We start from the raw sequence: 24,946 nt of genomic DNA, 5'->3' as shown, positions 1-24,946 counted from the left end.
CTAATTGTCGATGATGGCGACGGCGCGGGTCCAGCCGGCGGAAGCGCGTTCGATCTTCACCGGAAAGCACGAGACCGTGAATCCGGTCGAAGGCAATTGATCGAGATTGTGCAGCTTCTCGAGATGGCAATAGCCGATGTGCCGGCCCGCCTTGTGGCCTTCCCAGATCAGGCCGGCGTCCTTGGTTTCGGCATACTTCTTCGCGGTGTAGACGAACGGCGCGTCCCAGCTCCAGCCATCGGTGCCAGTCAGTCGCACGCCGCGTTCGAGCAGATACATGGTCGCCTCATAGCCCATGCCGCAACCGGAGTTGACGTAACTGGCCTCGCCGAATTTGGCGCCGGCGCTGGTGTTGACGACCACGATCTCGAGCGGCGATAGCGTGTGCCCGATGCGCTTGAGCTCCGCCTCGACGTCGCCGGCGGTCACGACATAGCCATCAGGCAGATGCCGGAAGTCGAGCTTCACGCCGGGCTGAAAGCACCACTCCAGCGGCACCTCATCGATGGTCCATGACCGCTCGCCGCGGTTCATGGTCGGATGGAAGTGCCAGGGCGCGTCGAGATGCGTGCCGTTATGTGTCGACAGCGACACCTGCTCCACGGCCCAGCCCTGGCCATCCGGCAGGTCCTCCGCCTTGAGGCCGTCGAAGAACTGCAGCATGCGCGGCAGGCCCTGCTGGTGGTCGATGTATTGGATCGTCGGATGGTTGCCTGGCGGATCTGACGTCACGTCGTTTCGGAGTGGCACGGAAATATCGATCAGCTTCCGCGGCATGGGCATTCCCTCGAGGCAGTCCAGCGTTTGGGATATCTTGAGGGGCCTCCATTGGAGGCGTCAAGTCACGCTCCGGCGACGTCGAGCCAGCCGCCATACCCACCATAGTGCGAATTGCGCCAGAAATTGATCGATGCAACTCTTGCATTGATCGATGCTGGATTTGGCTTGGACAGAGAATGCCGCCCGCCCTAGGGACGACATTGGCGCTTGACTTCACGCCTGAAGTGGAGCGACCCAAGACGGCCTGCAGCCTGCCCGACAACGACATAATCACCTCAGGAGGAAGCCCAGATGAAGACACTCACCGGTATCATTGCAGCCGCCGTGCTGGCGGTGTCAGCGCCGCTGGCGACTGCACGCGATTTCCGCTCCGCCGACGTCCATCCCGCCGACTATCCGACCGTCGAGGCCGTCAAGTTCATGGGCAAGCAGCTCGCGGCGGCGAGCGGCGGCAAGCTCGGCGTGAAGGTGTTTCCGAACGGTGCCTTGGGCTCCGAGAAGGACACGATCGAGCAACTCAAGATCGGCGCGCTCGACATGATGCGGATCAACGCATCGCCGCTGAACAACTTCGTGCCCGAGACCGTTGCCCTGTGCCTGCCCTTCGTCTTCCGGGACACGCAGCACATGCGCACCGTGCTCGACGGGCCGGTCGGCGACGAGATCCTGGCAGCCATGGAGCCCGCGGGCCTGGTCGGCCTCGCCTATTACGACAGCGGCGCCCGCTCCATCTACACCGTCAAGGCACCGGTCAAGTCGCTCGCAGATCTCAAGGGCCTGAAGATCCGCGTCCAGCAATCCGACCTCTGGGTCGGCATGATCCAGAGCCTCGGTGCCAATCCGACGCCGATGCCCTATGGCGAGGTCTACACCGCCCTCAAGACCGGCCTCGTCGACGCGGCCGAGAACAACTGGCCTTCCTACGAGTCCTCGCGCCATTTCGAGGCAGCCAAGTTCTATAATATCACCGAGCACTCGCTGGCGCCCGAAGTTCTCGTGATGTCGAAAAAGGTCTGGGACACGCTGAGCAAGGAGGATCAGGCGATGGTCCGCAAGGCGGCGAAGGAATCGGTCCCGGTCATGCGCAAGCTCTGGGACGAGCGCGAGCAGGCCTCCCGCAAGACCGTCGAGGCGGCCGGCGTTCAGGTCGTGACCGTCGGCAACAAGCAGGAGTTCGTCGACGCGATGAAGCCGGTGTACCAGAAGTTCGCCGGTGACGAGAAGCTCCAGAGCCTCGTCAAGCGCATCCAGGACACGAAGTAAGAGCACGGCGGATTGGGTCCGGCGTCGCCGCAAGGTGACACCGGGCCCTCGCGGGGGAGGCGCGGGATGACAGACCCACACGTCGCAGATCACGAGCAGGAAGCGGTCACCGGACGCCCGTCCACCGGCCTGCTCTCGCGGATCAATGCACCTATCGCGCGCCTCGGCATGTATCTGTCGGTGATGGGACTGCTCGTCATCGTCACCATCGTGTTCTACCAGGTGTTCGGACGTTACGTGCTCAATTCCAGCCCGACCTGGACCGAGAATCTCGCGCTGGTCCTCATTCTGTACGTCACACTGATTGGTGCCGCCGTCGGCGTGCGCGATGCCGGCCACATCGGCATGGACAGTCTGCTGGTCATGCTTCCGGATCATGCGCGAGAGAAGATCGAGATCGTGATCCACGTTCTGGTGGCTGTGTTCGGCATCGCGATGGCCTATAACGGCTGGATCCTCGGGGCGTCGGTCGGCACCGTGAAAATCCCCAATCTCGGCCTGCCCGAGGTCATCCGCTACGTGCCGCTGATCGCCTCGGGCATCCTGATCGTCTCCTTTTCCATCGAGCACATCATCGCTCTCCTGCGCGGCGAAGAGGTCGTCCCGTCATGGAACTGATCATCCTCGGCGCCACCTTCTTCGGCTTCCTGATCCTCGGCGTCCCGGTCGCCTTCGCGATCGGCCTCTCGGCGATCTGCACCATCCTCTATGAAGGCCTGCCGGTCGCCGTCATCTTCCAGCAGATGATGTCGGGGATGAACATCTTCTCCTTCCTGGCTATCCCGTTCTTCGTCTTCAGCGGTGAGCTGATGCTGCATGGCGGCGTCGCCGACAAGATCGTGAAGCTCGCCAAGAATCTCGTCGGGCACATCCGCGGCGGCCTCGGCATGTCGAACGTGGTCGCCTGCACGCTGTTCGGCGGCGTCTCCGGCTCGCCGGTTGCCGACGTGTCGGCGATGGGTGCGGTGATGATCCCGATGATGAAAAAGGAAGGGTTCGACACCGACTACGCCGTCAACGTCACCACCCATGCCTCGCTGGTGGGCGCGCTGATGCCGACCAGCCACAACATGATCATCTATGCGCTGGCCGCCGGCGGCAAGGTCTCGATCGGCGCGCTGATCGCCGCCGGTCTGCTGCCGGCGCTGGTGCTGATGGTGTGCATGCTGGTCGCTGCTTACGCAGTCGCGGTGAAGCGCGGTTATCCCGCCGGCAAGTTCCCGGGCTGGGCCGAAGTGTTCCGTTCGCTCGCCGCCGCGCTGCCCGGCCTGCTGATCGTCGGCATTATCCTGGCCGGCATCCTCTCCGGCGTCTTCACGGCCACCGAATCCGCAGCCGTTGCGGTCACCTACACGATCCTGCTGACCTTCTTCATCTACCGCACCATGACCTTGCAGAACTTCCTGCGGGCCGCGGCCAAGGCGGTGAAGACGACAGGCGTGGTGCTGCTGCTGATCGGCGTCTCCACCATGTTCCAGTACCTGATGGGTCTCTACGAGGTGGCCGACTTCGCCGGTGACCTGATGAGCAAGGTCTCGACGCAGCCCTGGATGATCTTCCTGCTCATCAACGTGATCCTGTTCGTGCTCGGCACGTTCATGGACATGGCGGCGACCATCCTGATCTGTACCCCGATCTTTCTGCCGATCGCGATGAAGGCCGGCATGGATCCGGTGCAGTTCGGCATGCTGATGCTGATCAACTGCGCGCTGGGGCTGAACACCCCGCCGGTCGGAACGACGCAATTCGTGGGCTGTGCCATCGGCGGCATTTCGGTCGGCGCGGTGATGCGCACCATCCTGCCGTTCTATGCCGCGCTGATCGCAGCACTGATGTTCGTGACCTACGTTCCCGCCTTCTCGCTGTGGCTGCCGCGCCTCTTGATGGGATACAAGGGATAGCTGCCGTGCGTGCGCCGGCCCTTGGCCGGCGCGCTCGCCTTGCGTAGTTTGCGCCACGACAACAGGGAGAATCTGTCCGTGACCGACTATCGCAAGCTCTTCGATCTCACCGGCAAGACGGCCGTGGTGCTCGGTGCCGCCTCGGGGATCGGCAAATCGTCGGCCGAGGCGCTGGCCGGGCTCGGCGCCCGTATCGTCTGCGCGGATCGTGCGCTTGACGCAGCGGAGGCGACCGCAGCCGGCATCCGCGGCAAGGGCGGCTGGGCCGAGGCGGCTGCGTGTGACGCCGCGAGTGCTGCGGACGTCAACGCGCTCGCCAAAACCGTGATGCAGGAATTTCCGCGGCTCGACATCGCGGTGACGACCCCCGGGCTCAACATCCGCAAGACCATCCTCGACTACACCGAGGAGGACCTCGACCGCGTCCTCAACCTCAACGTCAAGGGCACGGTCTGGTTCTTCCAGGCCTTCGGACGCATCATGGTCGAACAAAAGGGCGGCAGCATCATCGCCTGCTCCTCGGTGCGTGCGGTGACCATTGAGCCGGGCCTTGGCGTCTACGGATCGACCAAGGCGGCGATCGGTCTGCTGGTGAAGGGATTTGCCTCCGAGGTCGGCCATGCCGGCGTGCGCGTCAACGCGATCGCGCCGAGCATTGCCGAGACCGCACTGACCGGCCCGTTCAAGCAGCGGCCCGATATCTACAATCTCTATGCCGGCCACACGGTGTTCAATCGTTGGAGCAGTGCCGACGAGGTCGCCACCGCGGTGGCTTATCTCGCCTCGGACGCCGCGAGTTATGTCAGTGGCAGCACGCTGTTCGTCGATGGCGGCTGGACCGCGGTCGACGGTCCGCCGACCGGTCTCACCCAGTTGAATAAATAGGGCGGCCGTCTAGCCGGCAAAACCCACGCGCTGGCGCAGCTCCTTCCGGTCTGTGCCGGTCAGCAACGCGACCAGCGCGGCCGCTTCATTCGGATGTGCAGCCCGCGCGGTGACGCCCGTCGTGTACATCGTCACGAGCTCGCAGCCCGGCGGTAGCGCCCCCGACAGCGCGATGCCGTCGGTGGCGATGATCTCGGTGGCCTGGGTGCAGCCGATCGGCCTTTGTGCAGTGGAGGCTGCAAGCTCCCGCATCGCGGTCGCGCCGTTCGGAAATATCTTGAGGCGCGAAGCGGCCTCGTAGGCGATGCCGAGTTGATCCAGCACCTTTGCGACGTGCTGTCCCGCGGTCGACGCCTTCGTGTCCGGGACGTAGATGGCGTCTGCGGAACGCAGCACATCGCGCAAATCGGCTTCGGTCTTCACCGTCACCCTGGGATCGCGGCTGCGGACCGCCAGCGCGGTCTCGACCCGGCCGACATCCGCGATCGAGGAGGGATCGACGAGCTTCTCCGTGGCAAGCTTCGCAAGGAGGGCCTGCGTCAGGATGACGAGATCGGCCGACGTTCCCGCGCGCAGCTTGTCGGCCATGATACCAACGGCACCGAATTCGCCATCGATACCGAGGCCGGTCTGCGCCTTGAAGGCCTCGATGAGGCCGCGCACCAGGCCTTGCGCCGCGCCGCCGCTCAAAATGGTTACTGTCGTCACGATGCAAGCTCCATGGCTGCGATGATCTTGTCGCGTGTGATCGGCAGGTCGCGTACGCGCACGCCGAGGCAATCGAACACCGCATTCGCGATCGCCGCCGTCACCGGGCCGTGGGCGGCTTCGCCGGCGCCGACCGGCTCAATCTCCGGCCGCTGGATGATCGCGACATCGACCGCCGGCACCTCGCTGAAGGTCAGGATCGGATAGTCGGTCCAGGAGGTCGTGGTGATGCGGGTGCGGTCGAACCGGACACGCTCCTTCAAGACCCAGCTCGTCGCCTGGATGGCGCCGCCCTCGATCTGGTTGATGACGCCGTCCGGATTGATGGCTTCGCCAACATCGACCGCAAGCGTCAGCCGCTTCACGCGGATGTCGTCGGCACCTTCGATCTCAGCAATCGCGGCGCAATAGGCGCCCGTGTTCTTGTAGCGGGCAAAGCCGACGCCGTGGCCGATGCCGGCCTGCTTCTGCGGTTTCCATTGCGCACGTCGCGCCGCGGCGCGGATGACATCGCGCGCCCGCTCGTCGCGGAGATGGCGCAGGCGAAACCCGACCGGATCTTCGCCGCGTAGCGCGGCGATCTCGTCGAGCAGTGACTCGATGGCGAACACATTGCCTTGCCCGCCCAGCGTCCGCAGTGCCGAGGTCCGGACCGGCATTGTCAGCAGCCGGTGGCTCGTGATCGTCCAGGTCGGGAAATCATAGAGCGGAACGGAGTTGCGATCGCCGCCACCGCCATTGGCGGCGGGCGGATTGGTCGAGATCATGCGCGGGTAGGGGTTCGCGATCTCGGTTGCCGCGAGCAGCGCGGGTTGCACCGCGCGTCCCGGCCTTGCGGCGTGGCCGTTGCTCCAGATCGCGTGGCGCCAGCCAACAATCTCATTGTCCGCATCCAGATCGGCCTCGATCTCGATGGCCATCGCCGCGCCGAACGGCGCGTGGCTCATCTCGTCGTGGCGCGACCACTGCACCCGGACCGGACGGCCGCCGGCCGCTTTCGCCAGCAACACGGCATCGAGCGCGACGTCGTCCGCGGCATTGTGCCCGTAGCAGCCGGCGCCCTCCATGTGCTCGACGACAATGTTTTCGGCGGGCAGCTTGAGCACGGTGGCGAGATCGGCGCGCAGCAGGTAGACGCCCTGGCTGTGCGTCCAGACGTGGACACGATCACCGTCCCATTGCGCCATGGCGCAGGAGGGTGCGATCGACGCATGTGCGATGTAGGGACGGGTGTATTGCCGGCGGAGGGTACGGGCGTGCACGCGCGTCGTCGCCGTCCTGGTGTCGATAACGGTGCTCTCGACTGGCTGGCTTTTCAGGAAGCCCGCCAGATCATCTTCGTCGGGCAGCGGCTCGCCCGCCGACCATGTCGCGCCCTTGCGCAAAGCTTTCAGCGCAGCTTCCGCCGCTGTCTCACTGTCGGCGACCACGCCGGCAAAGCCGCCGTCGCGGGCGATCGCGACAAGGCCCGGGACGGCGCGTGCGGCTGCTTCGTCCAGCGCAATCAGCTTGGCGCCCGAGATGTCCGGCCGCAGCACGCGTCCGTGCAGCAGTCCGGGCAGCGCCTGATCATGAATGAAGCGCGGCTGGGCGAACACCTTGTCAGGAATGTCCACGCGCTGCACGGAATGTCCGGCGACGGCGCGCCTGGCGGCGCTTTTCGCCGCCGCGCCCGCGGTGGCATCGTGGTCGAGCGAGACATCGCCCGCGAGCTCCCAATAGCTGGTGCTGACATTGCCGGGACCCGAGATCGTGCCGTCATCGACATCGAGCAACGCTGCGTCGACACCGAGACGCTCGGACGCCGCAAACAGGAAGCGCTGGCGCACCTCGGCACAGACCTGGCGCAGTGCGCGGCCGGACTGCTGGATCGACAGGCTGCCCGAGGTGACGCCCTCGTTCGGGCTCGTCGCCGTCGAAGCGCGGATCATCTCGATCCTGGAGATATCGACGTCGAGCTCGTCCGCCGCGATCTGCGCCAGCGCCGTGACGATGCCTTGGCCGATCTCGACCTTGCCGGGCGAGATCGCCACACGGCCTTCGCCGGAGAACTTCACCCACGATGACAGCCTTGGATTGGCCACCAAGCTGACCGGCAATTTCGGGGCAGGGGAGCTCATGACGCAGCCATCTCCGAAGCCGCGCGCAACACGGCGCGGACCATGCGGTTATGCGATCCGCAACGGCACAGATTGCGATCGAGCGCCGCTCTCACCTCAGCCTCCGTCGGCGACGGATTGCGTTTCAGCAGCGCCGCCGCGCTGATCAGGATCCCCGAGACGCAATAGCCGCATTGCATCGCCTGCTCGGAGATGAAGGCGCGTTGCAGTGGATGCGGCTGCGCCGCCGTGCCAAGGCCCTCCAGCGTGACGACGTCTTTGTCCGCGACCGACCACATCGGCATGTCGCAGGAGGCCATCGCGCGGCCGTCGACCATGACATGACAGGCGCCGCACTCACCGGCTCCACAGCCGAAATGCGCACCGGCGATGCCGAGCCGGCTGCGCAGCACATCAAGCAGCATCTGGTCCGGATCGGCGTCCACGGCGATTGCTGCGCCATTGAGCCGGAATTGAAGGGTGGGCATGAGCAGGACGGCCTCAGGACTTGTCGAACTTCTTGACGACGTCGGCCCATTTCTCGATGTCGCCGCGCAGGAATTTTTCGAATTGCTCCGGCGTCATGGACATGGGGACGGCACCCTGCTCGGTCCAGAGCTTGACGATGTCGGGCCGCTTCACCATTGCGTTCACGGCAGCATTGAGCTTGTCGATGACGGGCTTGGGTGTGCCCGCGGGCGCCATCAGGCCGAGCCAGATCGTGGCCTCATAGCCGGGAACACCGGCGCCGATCGCCGTCGGCACGTTCGGCAGCACCGCGGAGCGCTGCTTGCCTGTGGTGGCGAGCGCGCGAACCTGGTTTTCGGCAATGTTCGGCGCCATCGCCGGCACCGCGTCGATCATCATCTGCACCTGTCCGCCGATCACGCCGCTGCGCGCCTCGCCGCTATTGCGGTAGGGGACATGGACAATGTCGATACCGGCCATGGCTTTGAACAGCTCGCCGGCCATGTGATACGGCGTGCCCTGACCGGAGGAGGCGTAGTTCAGCTTTCCGGGCTGCGATTTGGCGAGCGCGATGAATTCGGCAAGCGTCTTCACTGGGACTTGCGGGTTCACCACGATGACGAGATCGGAATAATTGACCGGCGCGATCGGCGCGAGGTCGCGCATCAGCTCGTATTTGCGCTTGTCCGGCGTCAGCAACGATTCATTCGCGGTCTGGGTGTTGGACATCATCAGCAGCGTGTAGCCGTCGGCCGGCGACTTCGCAGCTTCCACGGTGCCGATGACGCCGCCCGCGCCGGTGCGGTTCTCGATCACGAAGGGCTGACCAAAGCTCTCCTGGAATACGTTGCCGATCAGCCGGGCCGCGACATCGGCCGGCCCGCCCGCCCCGAAGGGGACGACGATCCGGACCGCGTGCGTGGGATAATCCTGTGCCGATGAGGGGGCTGCGGCGAATGCGGCGAGCAAGCCGGCGGCCAGCGCAAGCATGAAGCTTCGGGCTGTCATGCCCACCTCCCTGATATCGTTCTTGTTGGCGGCCACTGTAGCGGCAGGGAAGGCGGACTGTCGACGCCTCACAAAGTCGGCCTTATCAGGGAATATCGGGCGTTTTTCGGTGTAATCGCGCCCCATTTCGCGGTTGCGGCAGGAACTGCCGGCGCGCGCGGTTTGAGCAAATCGCATGGGCACTGCCGGATAAATGCCCTCGGCCGACAGGTATTTTGGTGTTACGAACTGGAACATGAACCAGCACGCCAAGATCGAAATCCGCCACTCGACCTGTCCGCATGATTGCCCCTCGGCCTGTGCCCTCGATGTCGAGGTGGTCGAGGGCCGCAGCATCGGTCGCGTCCGCGGTTCGAAAAAGCAGACCTATACGGCCGGCGTCGTCTGCGCCAAGGTCGCCCGCTACGCCGAGCGCATCCATCACCCTGAGCGGGTGACATTCCCGATACGGCGCATTGGGCCGAAGGGCTCCGGTCAGTTTGCGCGGATTTCGTGGGACGAGGCGCTTGACGAGATCGCGGAGCGCTTCAACCAGGCGGAGCGTGAATTCGGCGCGGAATCGGTCTGGCCGTATTACTACGCCGGCACGATGGGCCTTGTGATGCGCGACGGGCTCAACCGTCTGACGCATGTGAAAAAGTATTCGCGTTTCTATCAGACCATCTGCGCCAATGTCGGGCGCATCGGCTTTGCAATCGGCACCGGCAAGATCGCCGGCGTCGATCCGCGCGAGATGGCGCTGTCCGATCTCGTCGTGATCTGGGGCACCAATCCGGTCAACACCCAGGTCAACGTGATGACGCACGCCTCGCGTGCCCGCAAGGAGAGCGGCGCGAAAATCGCGGCGGTCGACATCTACGACAACGAGACGATGAAGCAGGCTGACATCAAGATCATCCTGCGTCCGGGCACCGACGGCGCCTTCGCCTGCGGCGTCATGCATGTCCTGTTCCGCGACGGCTATGCCGACCGCGCCTACATGGACAAATACACCGACTGCCCTACCGAGCTCGAGGCGCATCTGAAGACGCGCACGCCGGAATGGGCCTCGGCGATTTGCGGCGTGCCGGTGGCGGAGATCGAGGCTTTTGCGAAGGCCGTCGGCGAGACCAAACGGACCTTCTTTCGCCTTGGCTACGGCTTCACCCGTTCGCGCAATGGCGCGACGCAGATGCATGCCGCGAACTGCATTCCCGCGGTGACCGGCGCCTGGCAGTACGAAGGCGGCGGCGCCTTCTTCAACAATTACGCGTTGTGGCACTTCAACGAATCCGTCATCGAAGGTCATGACGCGATCGACAAGACGGTTCGCGCGCTCGACCAATCGCAGATCGGCCGCATCCTCACCGGTGATGCCGAGGCCCTGCTCGGCAAGGGCCCGGTCAAGGCAATGCTGATCCAGAATACCAACCCGATGACGGTGGCGCCCGAGCAGGCGCTGGTCCGGGAGGGCTTTGCGCGCGAGGATCTGTTCGTCGCGGTGCACGAGCAGTTCATGACCGAGACGGCGCAGATGGCCGACATCGTGCTGCCGGCGACCATGTTCATGGAGCACGACGACCTCTATTACGGCGGCGGGCACCAGCACATCTCGGTCGGGCCAAAGCTGATCGACCCGCCCGGCGAATGCCGCTCCAATCATGAGGTGTTGCAGGCGCTGGCGCCGCGGCTTGGCGCGAAACATCGGGGCTTCGAGATGACGCCGCGCGAACTGATCGACACGACGCTGAAGCTCAGCAGTCACGGCGACATCGGTGCTCTCGAAGCGGATCTCTGGCGCGACCTGCAGCCGGATTTCCGCACCTCGCACTTCCTCGACGGCTTCGCTCATGCCGACGGGAAATTCCACTTCCGGGCGGATTGGGCGCACCCGCCGTTCGGCGTGACGATGGGCGATTACGACAAGATGCCTGATCTGCCGGACCATTGGGCGGTGATCGAGCACGCCGATCAGGCCCATCCCTTCCGGCTTGCCACCAGCCCCGCGCGCAGCTTCCTCAACACCACCTTCAACGAGACGCCGTCCTCGCAGGCGCGCGAGGGCAAAGCGAGCGTGATGATCCATCCACTGGATGCGGCCGCGCTCGACATCGCTGACGGTGACGCCGTGACGCTCGGCAACGGCCGCGGCGAGACCACGCTGGTCGCAACGCTGTTCGAGGGCGTGCGGCGCGGCGTGCTGATCGCGGAGTCCGTTCACCCGAACAAGAACCATATCGGCGGCCACGGCATCAACATGCTGACGGGCGCGGACACGATCGCGCCGATCGGCGGAGCCGCGTTCCACGACAACAAGGTCTGGATCAGGAAAGCGGTCGCCTGAGCGCGCACGGCGATCGCCGCGCGATTTGTGTCGAGGCGCTAAAGCGGCGCCGCGCCGCAGTTTGCGCTTGCACCTCTCGCCCGAGCTGCCGCAAATGGCGGCAAACGGGAGCAAGGAAGCGAGCGTGCCATGACCGACACCACAGCCGTCATCACCGAAAAGCGCGGGCAGGCCTTCTGGATCACCATCAACCGGCCGGAGAAACGCAACGCGCTGAACGGCGACGTGATCGCCGGCATCAGGAAAGGCTATCGGGATGCGCATGACGACAAGGACGTCCGCGTCATCGTGCTGACGGGCGCGGGCGACAAGGCGTTCTGCGCGGGTGCAGACCTGCAGAATTCCGGCGCGGCGTTCGCGATGGATCATTCCAAGCCAAATGTCGACTATGCCGATCTGCTGCGCTTGTCGCAGAACGCGACCAAGCCGGCGATCGCGCGCCTCAGTGGCGTCTGCATGGCCGGCGGCATGGGCCTGCTCTGCATGACCGACATGGCGATTGCGGCCGATCACGTCATCTTCGGCCTGCCCGAGGTGAAGGTCGGCGTGTTTCCGATGCAGGTGCTGAGCCTGCTGCAGAGGATCGCGCCGCCGCGGCTCGTCAACGAATGGGCGCTGACAGGCGAACCGTTTGACGCCAAGGCCGCGCAAGATGCGGGCCTGCTCAACTACGTCGTGCCCACGGCTGAACTCGACGCCAAGGTCGATTGGCTGATCGGCCGCATTGTCGACAAATCCCCGACCGCGATCCGCCGCGGCAAATACGCCATGCGCGCCATCGCCGCGATGTCGTTCGACGAGAGCATCGCCTACACCGAAAGCCAGATCGCGCTGCTCGCGATGACCGAGGACGCCAAGGAAGGGCTGAAGGCGTTCAGCGAGAAGCGCAAGCCGGTCTGGACGGGGAGGTGAAGAGGCAGCGAACGATCTTGTAGCCCGGATGGAGCGCAGCGTAATCCGGGAATCTTGCTGGAGGCGCGAAGGTCCCGGATTACGCTGCGCTCCATCCGGGCTACGGGAGAGTATCTACCCCGCGTTGGCCTTCAACCCCGCCGCCTGGATGCCCGCCACCGCACAGGCCTCGTCGTTGTCCGACGTATCGCCGGAGACGCCGACAGCGCCGAGCAGGGTCGCGCCGTCCATGATCAGCACGCCGCCGGGGACCGGCACCAGCGCGCCCTTGGCAATGGTGTTCACGGCGTCGACGAAATAGGCCTGCTCCTGCGCGCGCTGGAACAAGGCGCGCGAGCCCATGCCCATGGCGAGGGCGCCGTAGGCTTTGCCATGGGCGATCTCGGCGCGCATCAGGCTGGTGCCGTCCTGCGCCGCTGCGATCTTGAGCACGCCGCGTGCATCCAGAATGGTGACGACGAGAGGCTTGAGCTTCAGCTCGGTGGATTTTGCGAAGGCGGCGTCGAGGATCTTGCGGGCGGTGTCGAGCGTGAGGTCAGCCATGGCTTGGTTCCTTTGTAACGGGAGTGGCGATTGAAGGGGCGGCGCGATCGAGGCTCATGGCCAGCACGCGAGCGACGTGAAGCGCCTCGCGCTTCGTGCCGTCGTGGATCTGGTGGCGGCAGGAGGTGCCGTCGGCGACGACCAGCGTATTTGGATCCGCGCGCCGCACGGCCGGCAGCAGTGACAGCTCGGCCATCTCGATCGAGGCATCGTACGTGTCCGCGCCATAGCCGAAGGCGCCGGCCATGCCGCAGCAGCTGGACTCGATGGTCTTGACCTCAAGGCCGGGGACGAGGCGCAGCACCTGCTCGACCGGCTTGAAGGCGCCGAAGGATTTTTGATGGCAATGGCCGTGCACCACGGCCTCGTCGGCCACGGTGCCGAGCGGCAGTTGCAGCCGGCCGGCCTCGGCCTCGCGCACCAGAAACTCCTCGAAGGTCAGCGCATGGGCGCCGACGGCCTTGGCGTCGTTGTCCTTGCGCAGCGAAGAGAGCTCGTCGCGCAGCGTCAGGAGGCAGCTCGGCTCGAGGCCAACGATCGGCATGCCGCGCGCGGCGAAAGGTGCGAAGGCGGAGACCAGCCGGTCGAGCTCGGCTTTGGCTTCGTCGACGAGACCGGCTGACAGAAATGTGCGTCCGCAGCAGAGCGGGCGGCTGCCGCTCACAGGCTTCGGCAGATGCACGCGATAGCCGCCGGCCGCGAGCACGCGGAGTGCGGCGTCGAGATTCTCGCGCTCATAGATGCGGTTGAAGGTATCGGCGAACAGCACGACCTCGCGGCCGCTCTCCGGCCCGATGCTGCCGGCGGGCGGCACGAACACATCGCCGCGGAAGGCCGGTAGCGCACGGCGCGCGCTGATGCCGGCAAAGCGTTCGAACAGCTTTCGCAGCAGCGGGCTGCGGTTGCGCAAGTTCGCGAGCGGCGCGAAGCGCGACGCAAGGCCGGCATAGCGCGGCAGGTAGCCGACGAGGCGGTCGCGCAAGCTCAGGCCGTGGCTGGCGGCGCGCGCGGCGAGCACCTCGATCTTCATCTTGGCCATGTCGACGCCGGTCGGGCATTCGTGGCGGCAGGCCTTGCAGGAGACGCAGAGTTTCAGCGTCTCCATCATCTCGTCGGAGGCGAGCGCGTCAGGGCCGAGCTGGCCGGAGATCGCGAGGCGCAGCGTGTTGGCGCGGCCGCGCGTGACGTCCTTCTCGTTGCGCGTCGCGCGATAGGACGGGCACATCACGCCGCCCTCGAGCTTGCGGCAGGCGCCGTTGTTGTTGCACATCTCGACCGCGCCCTGGAAACCGCCGCCGGCGCCGGGATAAGCCGACCAGTCGAGTTTTGTCTTGAGCTCCGCGACGCGATAGTCCGGCTTGAAGCGGAACAGCGAGCGGTCGTCCATCCTGGGCGCGTCGACGATCTTGCCGGGATTGAGGACGCCGGCGGGATCGAATCGCTGCTTGACCTCTTTGAAGTCGGCGACGAGGCGCTCGCCGAACATGGTTTCGTGGAATTCGGAGCGCACCAGGCCGTCGCCATGCTCGCCGGAATGCGAGCCCTTGTATTCGCGTACCAGTGCGAAGGCCTCTTCGGCGATGGCGCGCATCGCCTTGACGTCCTTCTCCAGCTTGAGGTTCAGCACGGGCCGGACGTGCAGGCAGCCCTCCGAGGCGTGGGCGTACATCGTGCCGCTGGTGCCGTGTTTGGCAAACACCTCGTTCAGCCGCGCGGTGTAGTCGGCCAGATGCGGCAGCGGCACGGCGCAGTCCTCGACGAAGGAGACCGGCTTGCCCTCCTGCTTCATCGACATCATGACGTTGAGGCCGGCGGCGCGGAAATCGGCGATGCCGCTCTGCAGTGCCGGCTCGGTGATCTCGACCACGCCGCCCCATTTGCGCGTGTCGTTATTCCAGCCGAAGCCGAGATCGGCCATCAACTCGGAGAGTTGCTTCAGACGCACGAGGTTGTCGGCCTGATCCTCTTCCGCGAACTCGACCACCAGCACAGCATCCGGATCGCCCTTGATCGCGGCGGAGATGATGGGCTTGAACATCGCGATGTCGCGGCCGAGCGCGATCATGGTGCGGTCGACCAGCTCGACCGCGATCGGCTTGAGCTTGACGAGGTGCTGAGCCGCATCCATCGCCTCGTAGAAACTGCCGAAATGGCAGACGCCGAGCGCCTTGTTGCGGATTACGGGCCACAGCTTCAGCTCGACCTTGGTGGTGAAGGCGAGGGTGCCTTCGGAGCCGACGAGCAGATGCGCCATGTTGTTCGGCGCATTGCGCGGCACCAGGGCGTCCAAATTGTAGCCGCCGACGCGGCGCTGCACCTTTGGGAAGCGCGCGGCGATCTCGTCGGCCTCGCGGGTACCTAGATCGAGCATGTCGCGGAACAGGGCGCGGGTGCTGTCGCTGGCTTCGACGTCGGAGAGATCGCGCGAGACCTCGCCGAAACGGCTCAGCGTGCCGTCGGCGAGGCTAGCCTCCATCGACAGCGTGTTGTCGCGCATGGTGCCGTAGCGAAGCGAGCGGCCGCCGCAGGAATTGTTGCCGGCCATGCCGCCGATGGTGGCGCGCGAGGCCGTGGAGACGTCGACCGGAAACCACAGGCCATGCTTCCTGAGCTGCCGGTTGAGGTCGTCGAGCACAATGCCGGGCTCGACCACGCAGGTGCGGCCCTCGACGTCGAGCGACAGGATGCGGTTGAGATGCTTGGAGAGATCGACCACCAGGCCGTCATTGACGGTCTGGCCGCATTGCGAGGTGCCGCCGCCGCGCGGGGTGACCTTGAGGTCCTCATCGCGCGCGATCGCCAGCGCTCTCAAGGCTTCGTCCATGGTCTTCGGGACCACCACGCCCGCCGGCATGATCTGGTAGAACGAGGCGTCGGTGGCGTAGCGGCCGCGGCTGAAGCCGTCGAACAGGACGTCGCCGGTCAATTCCGACCGCAGGCGCCGTTCGAGCGAGGAGGCGTTTGTCATCCCTGATCCCGGACTGACCCAGTAAGGCTCAGCCTTGCTGAGTTATTCATTATGGTTCCAGACCGATTATATTATGAATTCAAAATGAGCAAGTCGGACGCCCTCAAGGCGTGGCCGGCGCGTCCTCTTGGGGTTCGGTCAGGTGCTCGATCGCGGCCGTCCGCTTGTTGCGTAGGTGCTGGAACAGGATGTCGCTGAGCTCGCTGGCGGCGCGGCGGCGCAGGGCGTCGAGAATGGCCTCATGCTCGCGCATCGCTTCCGCCCAGCGCTGCCGCTTGCGGGCGAAATTGGCGGAGTAGCGGACGCGGCGGATCCGGCCGGCGAAGTTGGCGTAGGCCGTCTTCAGCGTCTCGTTGCGCGCGGCCGCGACGATGCTCTCGTGAATGCGCTGGTTGGTCTGGAAGTAGCCGTGCATGTCGCGGTGCAGATAATGGCCGTACATCTCGTAATGCAATTGCTCGATCGCGGTGATCTCTGCGTCCGTAATGGCTTCGCAGGCCAGGCGCCCGGCCAGGCTTTCCAGTCCCGCCATGACGTCGAACAGTTCCTCCAGGTCGCGCTGGCTGAGCTGGCGCACGCGTGCGCCGCGATTGGGCAATAGCTCGATCAGGCCCTCGGCGGCGAGCACTTTCAGCGCCTCACGCAGCGGTGTGCGGGAGATGCCGAGCATCTCGCAGAGCTGCCGCTCGGGAACGCGCGCGCCCTCGGCGATGTTGCCTTCGACCACGTAGTCGCGCAGCCGCAGCAGGATCTCGCCATGGAGCGAGGCCTCGGGACGGTTTTCCTGGCGGTCGCCGCCATTGCCGGCGGGCGGGGTGATCGGAACCCCGGTGTCGGGAATCGTGGATTTCATTTGCAGCACAGTAGTTTGCCCGTTTGATCGCGTCGACGTCCACAATCGAATACCAAATTTCGATTGAAAGGACAAAAAATGAATGCAAAATAGCCGGCAGAGCCGGCCATAACCCGCCGACAGGGAGGTTTTCATGCACCAAGGACGCCATTTCCTTCAGATTCCGGGCCCGAGCCCGGTCCCCGAGCGTGTCCTGCGCGCCATGGACATGCCCGTCATCGACCACCGCAGCGCGGAGTTCGGCGAGCTCGGCCGCACCGTGCTCGAAGGCAGCCAGAAGATCTTCCAGACCAAGGGGCCGGTCATCATCTTCCCGTCGTCCGGGACCGGCGCCTGGGAGGCCGCGATCGTCAACACGCTGTCGCCGGGCGACAAGGTGCTGATGGTCGAGACCGGCCATTTCGCCACGCTCTGGCGGCAGATGGCCGGCCGCTTCGGCATCGAGGTCGATTTCGTGCCCGGCGACTGGCGCCGCGGCGCCGATCCGGCCGTGATCGAGGCGAAGCTCGCTGAGGACACCGCGCGCACGATCAAGGCCGTCATGGTCGTGCACAACGAGACCTCGACCGGCGCGACCAGCCGCATCGCCGAGATCCGCGCTGCGATCGACCGCACGGGCCATCCCGCGCTGCTGATGGTCGACACCATCTCCTCGCTCGGCTCGGTCGACTATCGCCACGACGAGTGGAAGGTCGACGTCAGCGTCAGCTGCTCGCAGAAGGGCTTTATGCTGCCGCCCGGCCTCGGCTTCAACGCGATCTCGGAGAAGGCGCTGGCGGCGTCCAAGACCAACAAGATGCCGCGCTCCTATTTCGACTGGGAGGAGATGCTCAAGCCCAACGCCAAGGGCTTCTTCCCGTACACGCCGGCGACAAACCTGCTCTACGGCCTGCGCGAGGCGATCGCGATGCTGCTCGAGGAGGGGCTCGCCAACGTCTTCGACAGGCATCAGCGGCTTGCCGCCGCGACGCGCGCCGCCGTCAATCATTGGGGCCTCGAAGTGCTCTGCCAGGAGCCTTCAGAGTTCTCGCCGGTGCTGACGGCGGTGCTGATGCCGCCCGGCCATGATGCCGATCAGTTCCGGAAAGTCGTGCTCGACAATTACAACATGTCGCTCGGCTCCGGGCTGTCGAAGGTCGCCGGAAAAGTTTTCCGCATCGGCCATCTCGGCGAATGCAATGCGCTCACTTTGCTCGGCGCGCTCACCGGCGTCGAGATGGGCCTCTCGGTTGCCGGCGTGCCGCATCGCTCCGGCGGCGTCGACGTCGCGATGAAGCTCTTGGAGCAGCGTCCGCAAGGCAACGCATCGCCGCACCTGAAAGTGGTCGGCACTTAAAATCGCGCGGGACAGGCGGGCAGCAATCATAACAACAGCGATACGGGAGGGGTGAGATGGGGGTTCGGTTCAAGGCCACGCATGTCGTGCTGGCGATGCTCTGCGCGATGTATTTCATCACCTATGTCGACCGGGTGAACATCGGCACGGCCGCGAGCGAGATCCAGAAGGAGCTGGGCCTGTCGAACACCCAGCTCGGCCTCGTCTTCTCCGCCTTCGCCTATCCGTATCTGTTGTTCCAGGTGATCGGCGGTTGGGTCGGCGATCATTTCGGGCCGCGCAAGACGCTCTTCTGGTGCGGCATGATCTGGGCGGTCGCCACCATCATGACCGGCTTCGTCAACGGTCTCGCTGCACTGTTCGTCGCGCGCTTCGCGCTCGGCTTCGGCGAGGGCGCGACGTTCCCCACCGCAACGCGCGCGATGCAATATTGGACGCCGGCCAACCGCCGCGGTTTCGCGCAAGGCCTCACCCATTCCTTCGCCCGGCTCGGCAATGCCGTGACGCCGCCGGTCGTGGCGCTGCTGATCCTGTGGCTGACCTGGCGCGGCGCCTTCGTCGTGCTGGGCTTCGTCAGCCTCATCTGGGGCGTCGTGTGGGTCTGGTACTTCCGCAACGAGCCGAAGGAGCACGCCTCCATCACCGAGGCCGAGCTCGCCGCACTGCCGCCGCGCCCGACCGGCGAGCGGCCGCGCGTGCCCTGGGGCCCACTGCTCGGGCGGATGTGGCCGGTGACGCTCACCTACTTCTGCTACGGCTGGTGCCTGTGGCTGTACCTGAACTGGCTGCCGCTGTTCTTCAAGAACAACTACAATCTCGACATCAAGAACTCGGCGCTGTTCGCCTCCGGGGTCTTTTTCGCCGGCGTGGTCGGCGACAGCGTCGGCGGCGTGATCTCGGACAGGATCCTCGATCGCACCGGCAATGTCCGCCTGGCGCGGCTGAGCGTCACCGTAACAGGGTTTACGGGGGCGCTGCTCTCGCTGCTGCCGATCCTGTTCGTCCACGACATCACCGTGGTGGCGCTGTGCCTGTCGGCCGGCTTCTTCTGCGCCGAGCTGGTGATCGGCCCTATGTGGTCGATCCCGATGGACATTGCGCCGAAATATTCGGGCACTGCCTCGGGAATCATGAACACCGGCTCGGCCTTCGCCGCGATCGTCTCGCCGCTGGTCGCGGGCTTCGTGATCGATGCGACCGGCAACTGGTACCTGCCGTTCCTGATGTCGATGGGCCTGCTGCTGCTCGGCGCCTTTTCCGCCTTCCTGATGCACCCGGAGCGGCCGTTCGCGGAGGTCGAGGGCAGGGGGCCGGCCGGAAAGATGGTGGCCGCGGAATAGGGGCGGCGGAGGCCCGACGCTTATGCATGGGAGTCGCCCTTTGGAGAGGGGACAAGCCGGTCAAATGGTGCTATTCGGCGGCCTTCAAAATAAGGTTAGACCGGGAAGGACGCCTATGACCGTGCATACTGGAAGGCATTTCTTACAGATTCCAGGACCGACCAACGTGCCCGACCGCGTGCTGCGGGCGATGGACATGCCGACGCTGGACCATCGCGGTCCGGAGTTCGCCGAGCTCGGCTTTGCCGTGCTTGCCGCGATGCAGCGCGTGTTCCGCACCAAGCAGCCCGTGATCATCTTCCCCTCGTCCGGCACCGGCGCCTGGGAAGCGGCGATGGTCAACGTGTTCTCGCCCGGTGACAAGGTCTTGATGTGCGAGACCGGCCAGTTCGCCGTGCTGTGGCGCGGCATCGCCGACAAGTTCAAGCTCGACGTCGACTTCATCCCGAGCGACTGGCGCCATGGCGCCGATCTCGCCGAGATCGAGAAGCGCCTCGCCGCCGACAAGCAGCACACCATCAAGGCGGTCTGCGTCGTCCACAACGAGACCTCGACCGGTTGCGCCACGCCGCCCGCCGAAGTGCGCAAGATCCTCGACCGCACCAAACATCCGGCGCTGCTGATGGTCGACACCATCTCCGGCCTCGGCTCGATGGAATACGAGCACGATGCCTGGGGCATCGACGTCTCGGTTGCGGGCTCGCAGAAGGGGCTGATGCTGCCGCCCGGCCTCGGCTTCAACGCCGTCTCGGAGAAGGCGCTCGCGGTCGCGAAGGCCAATCCGGGCATGCGCTCCTATTGGGACTGGCAGGAGGTCATCAGCTTCAACAAGCTCGGCACCTTCCCCTATACGCCCGCGACCAATCTGCTCTACGGCCTGCGCGAGGCGGTGAAGATGCTGGAGGAGGAGGGGCTGGAGAACGTCTGGTCTCGCCACAAGCGCCATAGCGCGGCGACGCGCGCGGCGGTCAAGGTCTGGGGCCTGGAGACGCAGTGCGCCGATCCCGCCGCGCATTCGCCGGCGCTGACCGGCGTGCGCGTGCCCGAGGGCTTTGATGCCGACGCCTTCCGCAAGGTGGTGCTGGAAAATTTCGACATGTCGCTCGGCACCGGCCTGAACAAGGTCAAGGGCAAGGTGTTCCGCATCGGCCATATCGGCCATTTCAACGACCTGATGCTGATGGGTACGCTCGCCGGCGTCGAGATGGGCCTGGATCTTGCAAAGATCCCGCACCGGAGCGGTGGCGTGCTGGCAGCCATGGACGTCCTCAAGGGACGCGACGTGGTGCCGATGGCCAAAGCTCAAGTTGCTTAAGGATCAGGTCGCCTAACGGCGGCCTGATCGAACTGTAGTGAAGAAAGTGAGCGCGCGATGAACGCACCGACGACCACCAACGAAGACCTGCTCTACTCCGTCACGGACGGCATCGCGCGGATCACCTTCAACCGCCCCCAGGCGCGCAACGCCATGACCTTCGCCATGTATGACCGCATGGCGGAGATCTGCCAGGAGATCAACGCCGACCGTTCGATCAAGGCGCTGATCCTGACCGGCGCGGGCGACAAGGCCTTCGCCTCCGGCACCGATATCTCGCAGTTCCGTGCGTTCAAGACCGCGCAGGACGCGCTCGACTACGAGGCGCGGATCGACCGCGTGCTCGGCACGCTCGAGCAGTGCCGCGTGCCCGTGATCGCGGCCATTGCCGGCGCCTGCACCGGCGGCGGCGCCGGCATTGCGGCTTGCTGCGATCTGCGCATCGGCACCGAGACGACGCGGATGGGTTTTCCGATCGCGCGCACGCTGGGCAACTGCCTGTCGATGTCCAACATCAGCCGCGTCGTCGCGCTGGTCGGTCCTGCCCGTACCAAGGATCTGATCTTCAAGGCGCGCCTGGTCGAGGCGCCGGAAGCCCTCGCCCTCGGCCTGCTCAACGAGATCGTGCCCGACGTCGAGACGCTGCAGCGCCGTGCCGACGAGACCGCAAAGCTCGTCGCCGGCCACGCGCCGCTCACGCTGGAAGCAACCAAGGAAGCGGTGCGCCGCATCCGCCGCACGCTGTCGCGCGAAGAGGGCGAGGACCTGATCCTCAAGGCCTATATGAGCGAGGATTTCCGCGAGGGCATGGACGCCTTCCTCAACAAGCGTGCGCCTGTCTGGAAGGGCAAGTAGCGCGCTTCGTCAGCCGAAAGTCATATGCGGCGGAATGTCCGCCGGCTTGAACTCACAACCTTTAGTCCGCACAATGCATCGGTAAGATTTCCCGGCATCACAACGCCAATAATAACCAGGGGACGAAACTCGTGCGAATTCCAGTGAAAGCCGTCGGGGCTGCGACGGCCTTGTTGTTGAGCGCGCCGGCCTTTGCCGGCTGGGAGCCGACCAAGCCGGTCGAGATCGTGGTGGCGGCGGGTGCGGGCGGCGCCTCCGATCAGATGGCGCGGATGATGCAGGCCGCGATCCAGAAGAACAATCTGATGAAGCAGCCCATGGTGGTTTCGCTCAAGGGCGGCGCCTCCGGTGCGGAAGCGCTGATGTACATGAAGTCCAGCGAGGGCGACCCGAACAAGGTGCTGATCGCCTATTCGCTGATCTACATGCTGCCGTTGTCGGCGAAGATCCCGTTCAACTGGCGCGAACTGACCCCGGTCTCGGTGATCGCGCTCGATCAGTTCGTGCTGTGGGACAACAGCGCCGGCCCCAAGACGGTGAAGGAATTCGTCGACGCCGCGAAGGCGGCGAGTTCGCCGTTCAAGATGGGCGGCACCGGCTCCAAGCGCGAGGATCACGTGCTCACCGTGTTCCTGGAGCAGAAGACCGGCGCGAAATTCTCCTATCTGCCCTACAAGTCCGGCGGCGAGGCCGCGACCCAGCTCGTCGGCAACCACACCGAAGCCAACGTCAACAATCCATCAGAAAATCTCGAGGTCTGGCGCGCCGGCCAGGTGCGTCCACTCTGCGTGTTCGACAAGGAGCGCATCTCCTACACCAGCAAGGTGACGGACACCCAGTCCTGGGCCGACATCCCGACCTGCAAGGAGCAGGGCGTCGACGTCCAGTACCTGATGCTTCGCGCGATGTTTCTGCCCGGCAAGGTCACAGCTGAGCAGCAGGCGTTCTACGTCGAACTGTTCCACAAGGTGACGCAGACCGCCGAATACAAGGACTACATGGAGAAGCAGGCGCTGAAGCCGATCTTCCTCACCGGCAAGGACATGGTGCAATTCCTCGAGGAGGACGATGCCACCAACAAGGCGCTGATGACGGAAGCCGGATTCGTCGCGAAGTAAGATGCTCGACTCCCTCGCCCCGTTCTTACGGGGAGAGGGTTGGGGTGAGGGGCTCTCTCCGCGAGTCCAATGCTCACCGTCCCCGTGGAGACTCCCCCTCACCCCAACCCTCTCCCCGCAAGCGGGGAGAGGGGGAATTGGCCGCACTCCGTCCCTGACAAAGCATGTCCCAAACCGATATCGAAATCGTCGTTGACGATCCGACCGCACCTGAAGACGACTCGCCCTCCGTCGTCTCCTCCGGCACGATCGAGATCATCGTTTGTCTCCTTCTTCTCGCGCTCGCCGTCACGCTCGGCTACGACAATTGGCGCACCGGCGCGTCCTGGGATGCGACAGGGCCCGAACCGGGCTATTTCCCGTTCTATCTCTCCGTCATTCTCGGTGGCGGCAGTCTCTACGGGCTGATTGCAGCGCTGCTGGCGCGGCGTGTGGTGTCCGCAAGCTTCGTCACGCGCGCCCAGGCCCGCCGCGTGATGGCGGTGTTCGTGCCGACGCTGCTGTTCTGCCTCGTCATGCAGTTCCTCGGCCTCTATGTCGCGAGCTTCCTTTTGATCGCAGGCTTCATGCGCCTCGTCGGCAAGATCGCGCTGTGGAAGTCGCTGCTCACCGCTTTCGTGTTCACGGCGATCATGTTCGTCACCTTCGACGTCGCCTTCGACGTCATCATGCCGAAGGGGCCGCTCGAAGCGGCCCTCGGGCGCTAGGACGGATCGCGATGGAAGCCCTCGGTCTCCTGCTTCACGGCTTCGCCGTCCTGCTCACCGGGAAGACGCTCGTGCTGATGATGGTCGGGCTGGTGCTCGGCATCTTCGTCGGTGTGCTGCCCGGGCTCGGCGGCCCCAACGGCGTCGCCATCCTGCTGCCGCTCACTTTCACGATGGACCCGACCTCGGCGATCGTGATGCTGTCCTGCATCTATTGGGGCGCGCTGTTCGGCGGTGCGATCACCTCGATCCTGTTCAACATCCCGGGCGAAGCCTGGTCGGTCGCGACTACCTTCGACGGCTATCCGATGGCCCAGCAGGGCAGGGCGGCGGAGGCGCTGACGGCGGCGTTCACGTCCTCCTTCGTCGGCTCGCTGGTTGCGGTGCTCCTGATCACCTTCCTCGCGCCGATGATCTCGTCCTTTGCGCTGAAATTCGGCCCGCCCGAGTTCTTCGCGGTCTATCTCTTGACCTTCTGCTCCTTTGTCGGTCTCGGGCGCGAAGCCAAACACAAGACTGTCATCTCGATGTCGCTGGGGCTGCTGCTCGCCGGCGTCGGCATGGACACGGTGTCGGGCAATCTGCGCATGACCTTCGGCTCGGCCGACCTGCTTCGCGGCATCAACTTCCTGGTCGCCGTCATCGGCCTGTTCGGCATCAGCGAGATCCTGCTGACGATGGAGGAGCGCCTCGCGCTGCGCGGACATGCGGCCAGTATCTCGCTCCGCGTCGTGCTCGGGGTCTGGAAGGACCTGCCGAAATACTGGGTGACGCTGCTGCGCTCCTCCTTCATCGGCTGCTGGCTCGGCATCACGCCGGGCGGTGCGATCGCGGCCTCCTTCATGGGGTACAATCTGGCCAAGCGCTTCGCCAAGGAGCCCGAGAGCTTCGGCAAGGGCCGCATCGAGGGCGTGTTCGCGCCCGAAACGGCCGCGCATGCCTCCGGCACCTCGGCGCTGCTGCCGATGCTGGCGCTCGGCATTCCCGGCTCGGGCACCGCGGCGATCCTGCTCGGCGGCCTCATGGTGTGGGGGCTCAATCCGGGGCCGCTGCTGTTCGTCGAGCACAAGGACTTCGTCTGGGGCCTGATCGCCTCGATGTATCTCGGCAATGTGGTCGGCCTCGTGCTGGTGCTGACGACGGTGCCGATCTTCGCCTCGATCCTGCGCGTGCCGTTCGCGGCGGTGGCGCCGATGATCGTGGTGTCCTGCGCGATCGGCGCCTATGCGATCCAGAACGCGATGTTCGACATCTGGCTGATGCTGGGCTTCGGAATCGTCGGCTACGTCTTCAAGAAGATCGGCATTCCGCTGGCGCCCTTCACGCTGGCGCTCGTGCTCGGCAACCGTGCCGAGGATGCTTTCCGACTGTCGATGATCGGCTCCGGCGGGAACCTCGGGGTGTTCTGGTCGAACGGCCTGGTCGGCTCGATCACGACTCTGGCGATCGTGCTGCTGTTTTGGCCGGTCATCGACGGTCTACTTGCGCGTGTGGGGTGGACGACACGGACCAGGGCGACATCGCCTTAGCGCCGTAGGACAACTTCCTTTTAAATCAAAGGTAT

Annotated in this window: 21 protein-coding genes; 13 read left to right on the top strand and 8 right to left on the bottom strand. The window is 65.1% G+C overall.

What is annotated here, in order from left to right; genetic code table 11:
* Positions 1-777 (bottom strand): cyclase family protein, encoded by a 777-nt coding sequence (locus JQ592_RS17640; protein WP_211404080.1) that lies wholly within the window; start codon positions 775-777, stop codon positions 1-3.
* Positions 778-1,071: 294 nt separating this feature from the next.
* On the opposite strand from JQ592_RS17640, the gene JQ592_RS17635 reads away from it, so the two are divergent.
* The 4 genes from JQ592_RS17635 to JQ592_RS17620 all read left to right on the top strand — a co-directional run bounded on the left by JQ592_RS17635 (position 1,072) and on the right by JQ592_RS17620 (position 4,829).
* On the top strand, positions 1,072-2,043 hold the full coding sequence (locus tag JQ592_RS17635) for a TRAP transporter substrate-binding protein (protein ID WP_211404079.1): 972 nt from the start codon (positions 1,072-1,074) through the stop codon (positions 2,041-2,043).
* Positions 2,044-2,109: 66 nt separating this feature from the next.
* Positions 2,110-2,661, top strand: a complete 552-nt coding sequence (locus tag JQ592_RS17630) for a TRAP transporter small permease (protein WP_211404078.1) — start codon at positions 2,110-2,112, stop codon at positions 2,659-2,661.
* Positions 2,652-3,944, top strand: a complete 1,293-nt coding sequence (locus JQ592_RS17625) for a TRAP transporter large permease (protein ID WP_080136263.1) — start codon at positions 2,652-2,654, stop codon at positions 3,942-3,944. The genes JQ592_RS17630 and JQ592_RS17625 overlap by 10 nt, the downstream gene beginning before the upstream one ends.
* 78 nt (positions 3,945-4,022) lie before the next feature.
* Entirely contained in the window at positions 4,023-4,829 is an 807-nt protein-coding gene (locus JQ592_RS17620) for an SDR family NAD(P)-dependent oxidoreductase (RefSeq protein WP_211404077.1), read from the top strand.
* A 9-nt stretch (positions 4,830-4,838) separates the two neighbouring features.
* On the opposite strand, the gene JQ592_RS17615 is transcribed toward JQ592_RS17620, so the two are convergent.
* From JQ592_RS17615 to JQ592_RS17600, 4 genes are read right to left on the bottom strand one after another with little or no spacing between them, the layout of a single operon-like run.
* A complete protein-coding gene (locus tag JQ592_RS17615; protein WP_211404076.1) occupies positions 4,839-5,537 on the bottom strand; it encodes a molybdate ABC transporter substrate-binding protein in 699 nt (232 codons plus the stop codon).
* Positions 5,534-7,657, bottom strand: a complete 2,124-nt coding sequence (locus JQ592_RS17610; RefSeq protein ID WP_211404075.1) for a xanthine dehydrogenase family protein molybdopterin-binding subunit — start codon at positions 7,655-7,657, stop codon at positions 5,534-5,536. The genes JQ592_RS17615 and JQ592_RS17610 overlap by 4 nt, the downstream gene beginning before the upstream one ends.
* Positions 7,654-8,124 carry a (2Fe-2S)-binding protein gene (locus JQ592_RS17605; RefSeq protein WP_211404074.1) on the bottom strand — a complete coding sequence of 157 codons (471 nt, stop codon included), beginning with the start codon at positions 8,122-8,124 and terminating at the stop codon, positions 7,654-7,656. The genes JQ592_RS17610 and JQ592_RS17605 overlap by 4 nt, the downstream gene beginning before the upstream one ends.
* A gap of 13 nt (positions 8,125-8,137) precedes the next feature.
* Positions 8,138-9,112, bottom strand: coding sequence for a Bug family tripartite tricarboxylate transporter substrate binding protein (locus tag JQ592_RS17600; RefSeq protein ID WP_211404073.1), 975 nt, complete (start codon positions 9,110-9,112; stop codon positions 8,138-8,140).
* Between the two features lie 235 nt (positions 9,113-9,347).
* Here JQ592_RS17600 and JQ592_RS17595 point away from each other — a divergent pair, with 235 nt between their 5' ends.
* Positions 9,348-11,435 (top strand): molybdopterin oxidoreductase family protein, encoded by a 2,088-nt coding sequence (locus JQ592_RS17595; RefSeq protein ID WP_211404072.1) that lies wholly within the window; start codon positions 9,348-9,350, stop codon positions 11,433-11,435.
* Between the two features lie 129 nt (positions 11,436-11,564).
* Positions 11,565-12,347: an enoyl-CoA hydratase/isomerase family protein gene (locus tag JQ592_RS17590; RefSeq protein ID WP_211404071.1), complete on the top strand. Its 783-nt coding sequence runs from the start codon at positions 11,565-11,567 to the stop codon at positions 12,345-12,347.
* A gap of 114 nt (positions 12,348-12,461) precedes the next feature.
* Here JQ592_RS17590 and JQ592_RS17585 read toward each other — a convergent pair whose 3' ends face one another.
* From JQ592_RS17585 to JQ592_RS17575, 3 genes are all read right to left on the bottom strand, one after another.
* Positions 12,462-12,890 carry a GlcG/HbpS family heme-binding protein gene (locus JQ592_RS17585; RefSeq protein WP_211404070.1) on the bottom strand — a complete coding sequence of 143 codons (429 nt, stop codon included), beginning with the start codon at positions 12,888-12,890 and terminating at the stop codon, positions 12,462-12,464.
* A complete protein-coding gene (locus JQ592_RS17580; RefSeq protein WP_211404069.1) occupies positions 12,883-15,858 on the bottom strand; it encodes an FAD-binding and (Fe-S)-binding domain-containing protein in 2,976 nt (991 codons plus the stop codon). The genes JQ592_RS17585 and JQ592_RS17580 overlap by 8 nt, the downstream gene beginning before the upstream one ends.
* A gap of 103 nt (positions 15,859-15,961) precedes the next feature.
* Positions 15,962-16,711, bottom strand: a complete 750-nt coding sequence (locus JQ592_RS17575; RefSeq protein ID WP_211404187.1) for a GntR family transcriptional regulator — start codon at positions 16,709-16,711, stop codon at positions 15,962-15,964.
* A 133-nt stretch (positions 16,712-16,844) separates the two neighbouring features.
* Between JQ592_RS17575 and JQ592_RS17570 the strand changes: the two genes are divergently transcribed.
* From JQ592_RS17570 to JQ592_RS17540, 7 genes are all read left to right on the top strand, one after another.
* A complete protein-coding gene (locus JQ592_RS17570) occupies positions 16,845-18,047 on the top strand; it encodes a pyridoxal-phosphate-dependent aminotransferase family protein (protein ID WP_211404068.1) in 1,203 nt (400 codons plus the stop codon).
* A 56-nt stretch (positions 18,048-18,103) separates the two neighbouring features.
* Positions 18,104-19,387 (top strand): MFS transporter, encoded by a 1,284-nt coding sequence (locus JQ592_RS17565; RefSeq protein ID WP_211404067.1) that lies wholly within the window; start codon positions 18,104-18,106, stop codon positions 19,385-19,387.
* A 115-nt stretch (positions 19,388-19,502) separates the two neighbouring features.
* A complete protein-coding gene (locus JQ592_RS17560; protein ID WP_211404066.1) occupies positions 19,503-20,702 on the top strand; it encodes a pyridoxal-phosphate-dependent aminotransferase family protein in 1,200 nt (399 codons plus the stop codon).
* Between the two features lie 57 nt (positions 20,703-20,759).
* Positions 20,760-21,557, top strand: coding sequence for an enoyl-CoA hydratase/isomerase family protein (locus tag JQ592_RS17555; RefSeq protein WP_211404065.1), 798 nt, complete (start codon positions 20,760-20,762; stop codon positions 21,555-21,557).
* A gap of 143 nt (positions 21,558-21,700) precedes the next feature.
* A complete protein-coding gene (locus JQ592_RS17550; RefSeq protein WP_433996422.1) occupies positions 21,701-22,675 on the top strand; it encodes a Bug family tripartite tricarboxylate transporter substrate binding protein in 975 nt (324 codons plus the stop codon).
* 164 nt (positions 22,676-22,839) lie between these two features.
* Entirely contained in the window at positions 22,840-23,382 is a 543-nt protein-coding gene (locus JQ592_RS17545) for a tripartite tricarboxylate transporter TctB family protein (RefSeq protein WP_211404063.1), read from the top strand.
* 11 nt (positions 23,383-23,393) lie between these two features.
* Entirely contained in the window at positions 23,394-24,911 is a 1,518-nt protein-coding gene (locus tag JQ592_RS17540) for a tripartite tricarboxylate transporter permease (RefSeq protein ID WP_211404062.1), read from the top strand.
* The last annotated feature ends 35 nt before the right edge of the window (positions 24,912-24,946 follow it).

This window comes from Bradyrhizobium iriomotense, from assembly GCF_018129405.1.
GTDB classification, from domain to species: Bacteria; Pseudomonadota; Alphaproteobacteria; order Rhizobiales; family Xanthobacteraceae; genus Bradyrhizobium; species Bradyrhizobium iriomotense_B.
This window is presented reverse-complemented; position numbering and strand designations above follow the sequence as displayed.

What these genes read in the sequence shown, in the direction of transcription:
- JQ592_RS17580 (WP_211404069.1), bottom strand. Translation starts at nt 15,858, where the DNA reads ATGACAAACGCCTCCTCGCTCGAACGGCGCCTGCGGTCGGAATTGACC.
- JQ592_RS17570 (WP_211404068.1), top strand. Translation starts at nt 16,845, where the DNA reads ATGCACCAAGGACGCCATTTCCTTCAGATTCCGGGCCCGAGCCCGGTC.
- JQ592_RS17640 (WP_211404080.1), bottom strand. Translation starts at nt 777, where the DNA reads ATGCCGCGGAAGCTGATCGATATTTCCGTGCCACTCCGAAACGACGTG.
- JQ592_RS17600 (WP_211404073.1), bottom strand. Translation starts at nt 9,112, where the DNA reads ATGACAGCCCGAAGCTTCATGCTTGCGCTGGCCGCCGGCTTGCTCGCC.
- JQ592_RS17625 (WP_080136263.1), top strand. Translation starts at nt 2,652, where the DNA reads ATGGAACTGATCATCCTCGGCGCCACCTTCTTCGGCTTCCTGATCCTC.
- JQ592_RS17595 (WP_211404072.1), top strand. Translation starts at nt 9,348, where the DNA reads ATGAACCAGCACGCCAAGATCGAAATCCGCCACTCGACCTGTCCGCAT.
- JQ592_RS17555 (WP_211404065.1), top strand. Translation starts at nt 20,760, where the DNA reads ATGAACGCACCGACGACCACCAACGAAGACCTGCTCTACTCCGTCACG.
- JQ592_RS17565 (WP_211404067.1), top strand. Translation starts at nt 18,104, where the DNA reads ATGGGGGTTCGGTTCAAGGCCACGCATGTCGTGCTGGCGATGCTCTGC.
- JQ592_RS17575 (WP_211404187.1), bottom strand. Translation starts at nt 16,711, where the DNA reads ATGAAATCCACGATTCCCGACACCGGGGTTCCGATCACCCCGCCCGCC.
- JQ592_RS17610 (WP_211404075.1), bottom strand. Translation starts at nt 7,657, where the DNA reads ATGAGCTCCCCTGCCCCGAAATTGCCGGTCAGCTTGGTGGCCAATCCA.
- JQ592_RS17605 (WP_211404074.1), bottom strand. Translation starts at nt 8,124, where the DNA reads ATGCCCACCCTTCAATTCCGGCTCAATGGCGCAGCAATCGCCGTGGAC.
- JQ592_RS17630 (WP_211404078.1), top strand. Translation starts at nt 2,110, where the DNA reads ATGACAGACCCACACGTCGCAGATCACGAGCAGGAAGCGGTCACCGGA.
- JQ592_RS17540 (WP_211404062.1), top strand. Translation starts at nt 23,394, where the DNA reads ATGGAAGCCCTCGGTCTCCTGCTTCACGGCTTCGCCGTCCTGCTCACC.
- JQ592_RS17560 (WP_211404066.1), top strand. Translation starts at nt 19,503, where the DNA reads ATGACCGTGCATACTGGAAGGCATTTCTTACAGATTCCAGGACCGACC.
- JQ592_RS17590 (WP_211404071.1), top strand. Translation starts at nt 11,565, where the DNA reads ATGACCGACACCACAGCCGTCATCACCGAAAAGCGCGGGCAGGCCTTC.
- JQ592_RS17545 (WP_211404063.1), top strand. Translation starts at nt 22,840, where the DNA reads ATGTCCCAAACCGATATCGAAATCGTCGTTGACGATCCGACCGCACCT.
- JQ592_RS17635 (WP_211404079.1), top strand. Translation starts at nt 1,072, where the DNA reads ATGAAGACACTCACCGGTATCATTGCAGCCGCCGTGCTGGCGGTGTCA.
- JQ592_RS17585 (WP_211404070.1), bottom strand. Translation starts at nt 12,890, where the DNA reads ATGGCTGACCTCACGCTCGACACCGCCCGCAAGATCCTCGACGCCGCC.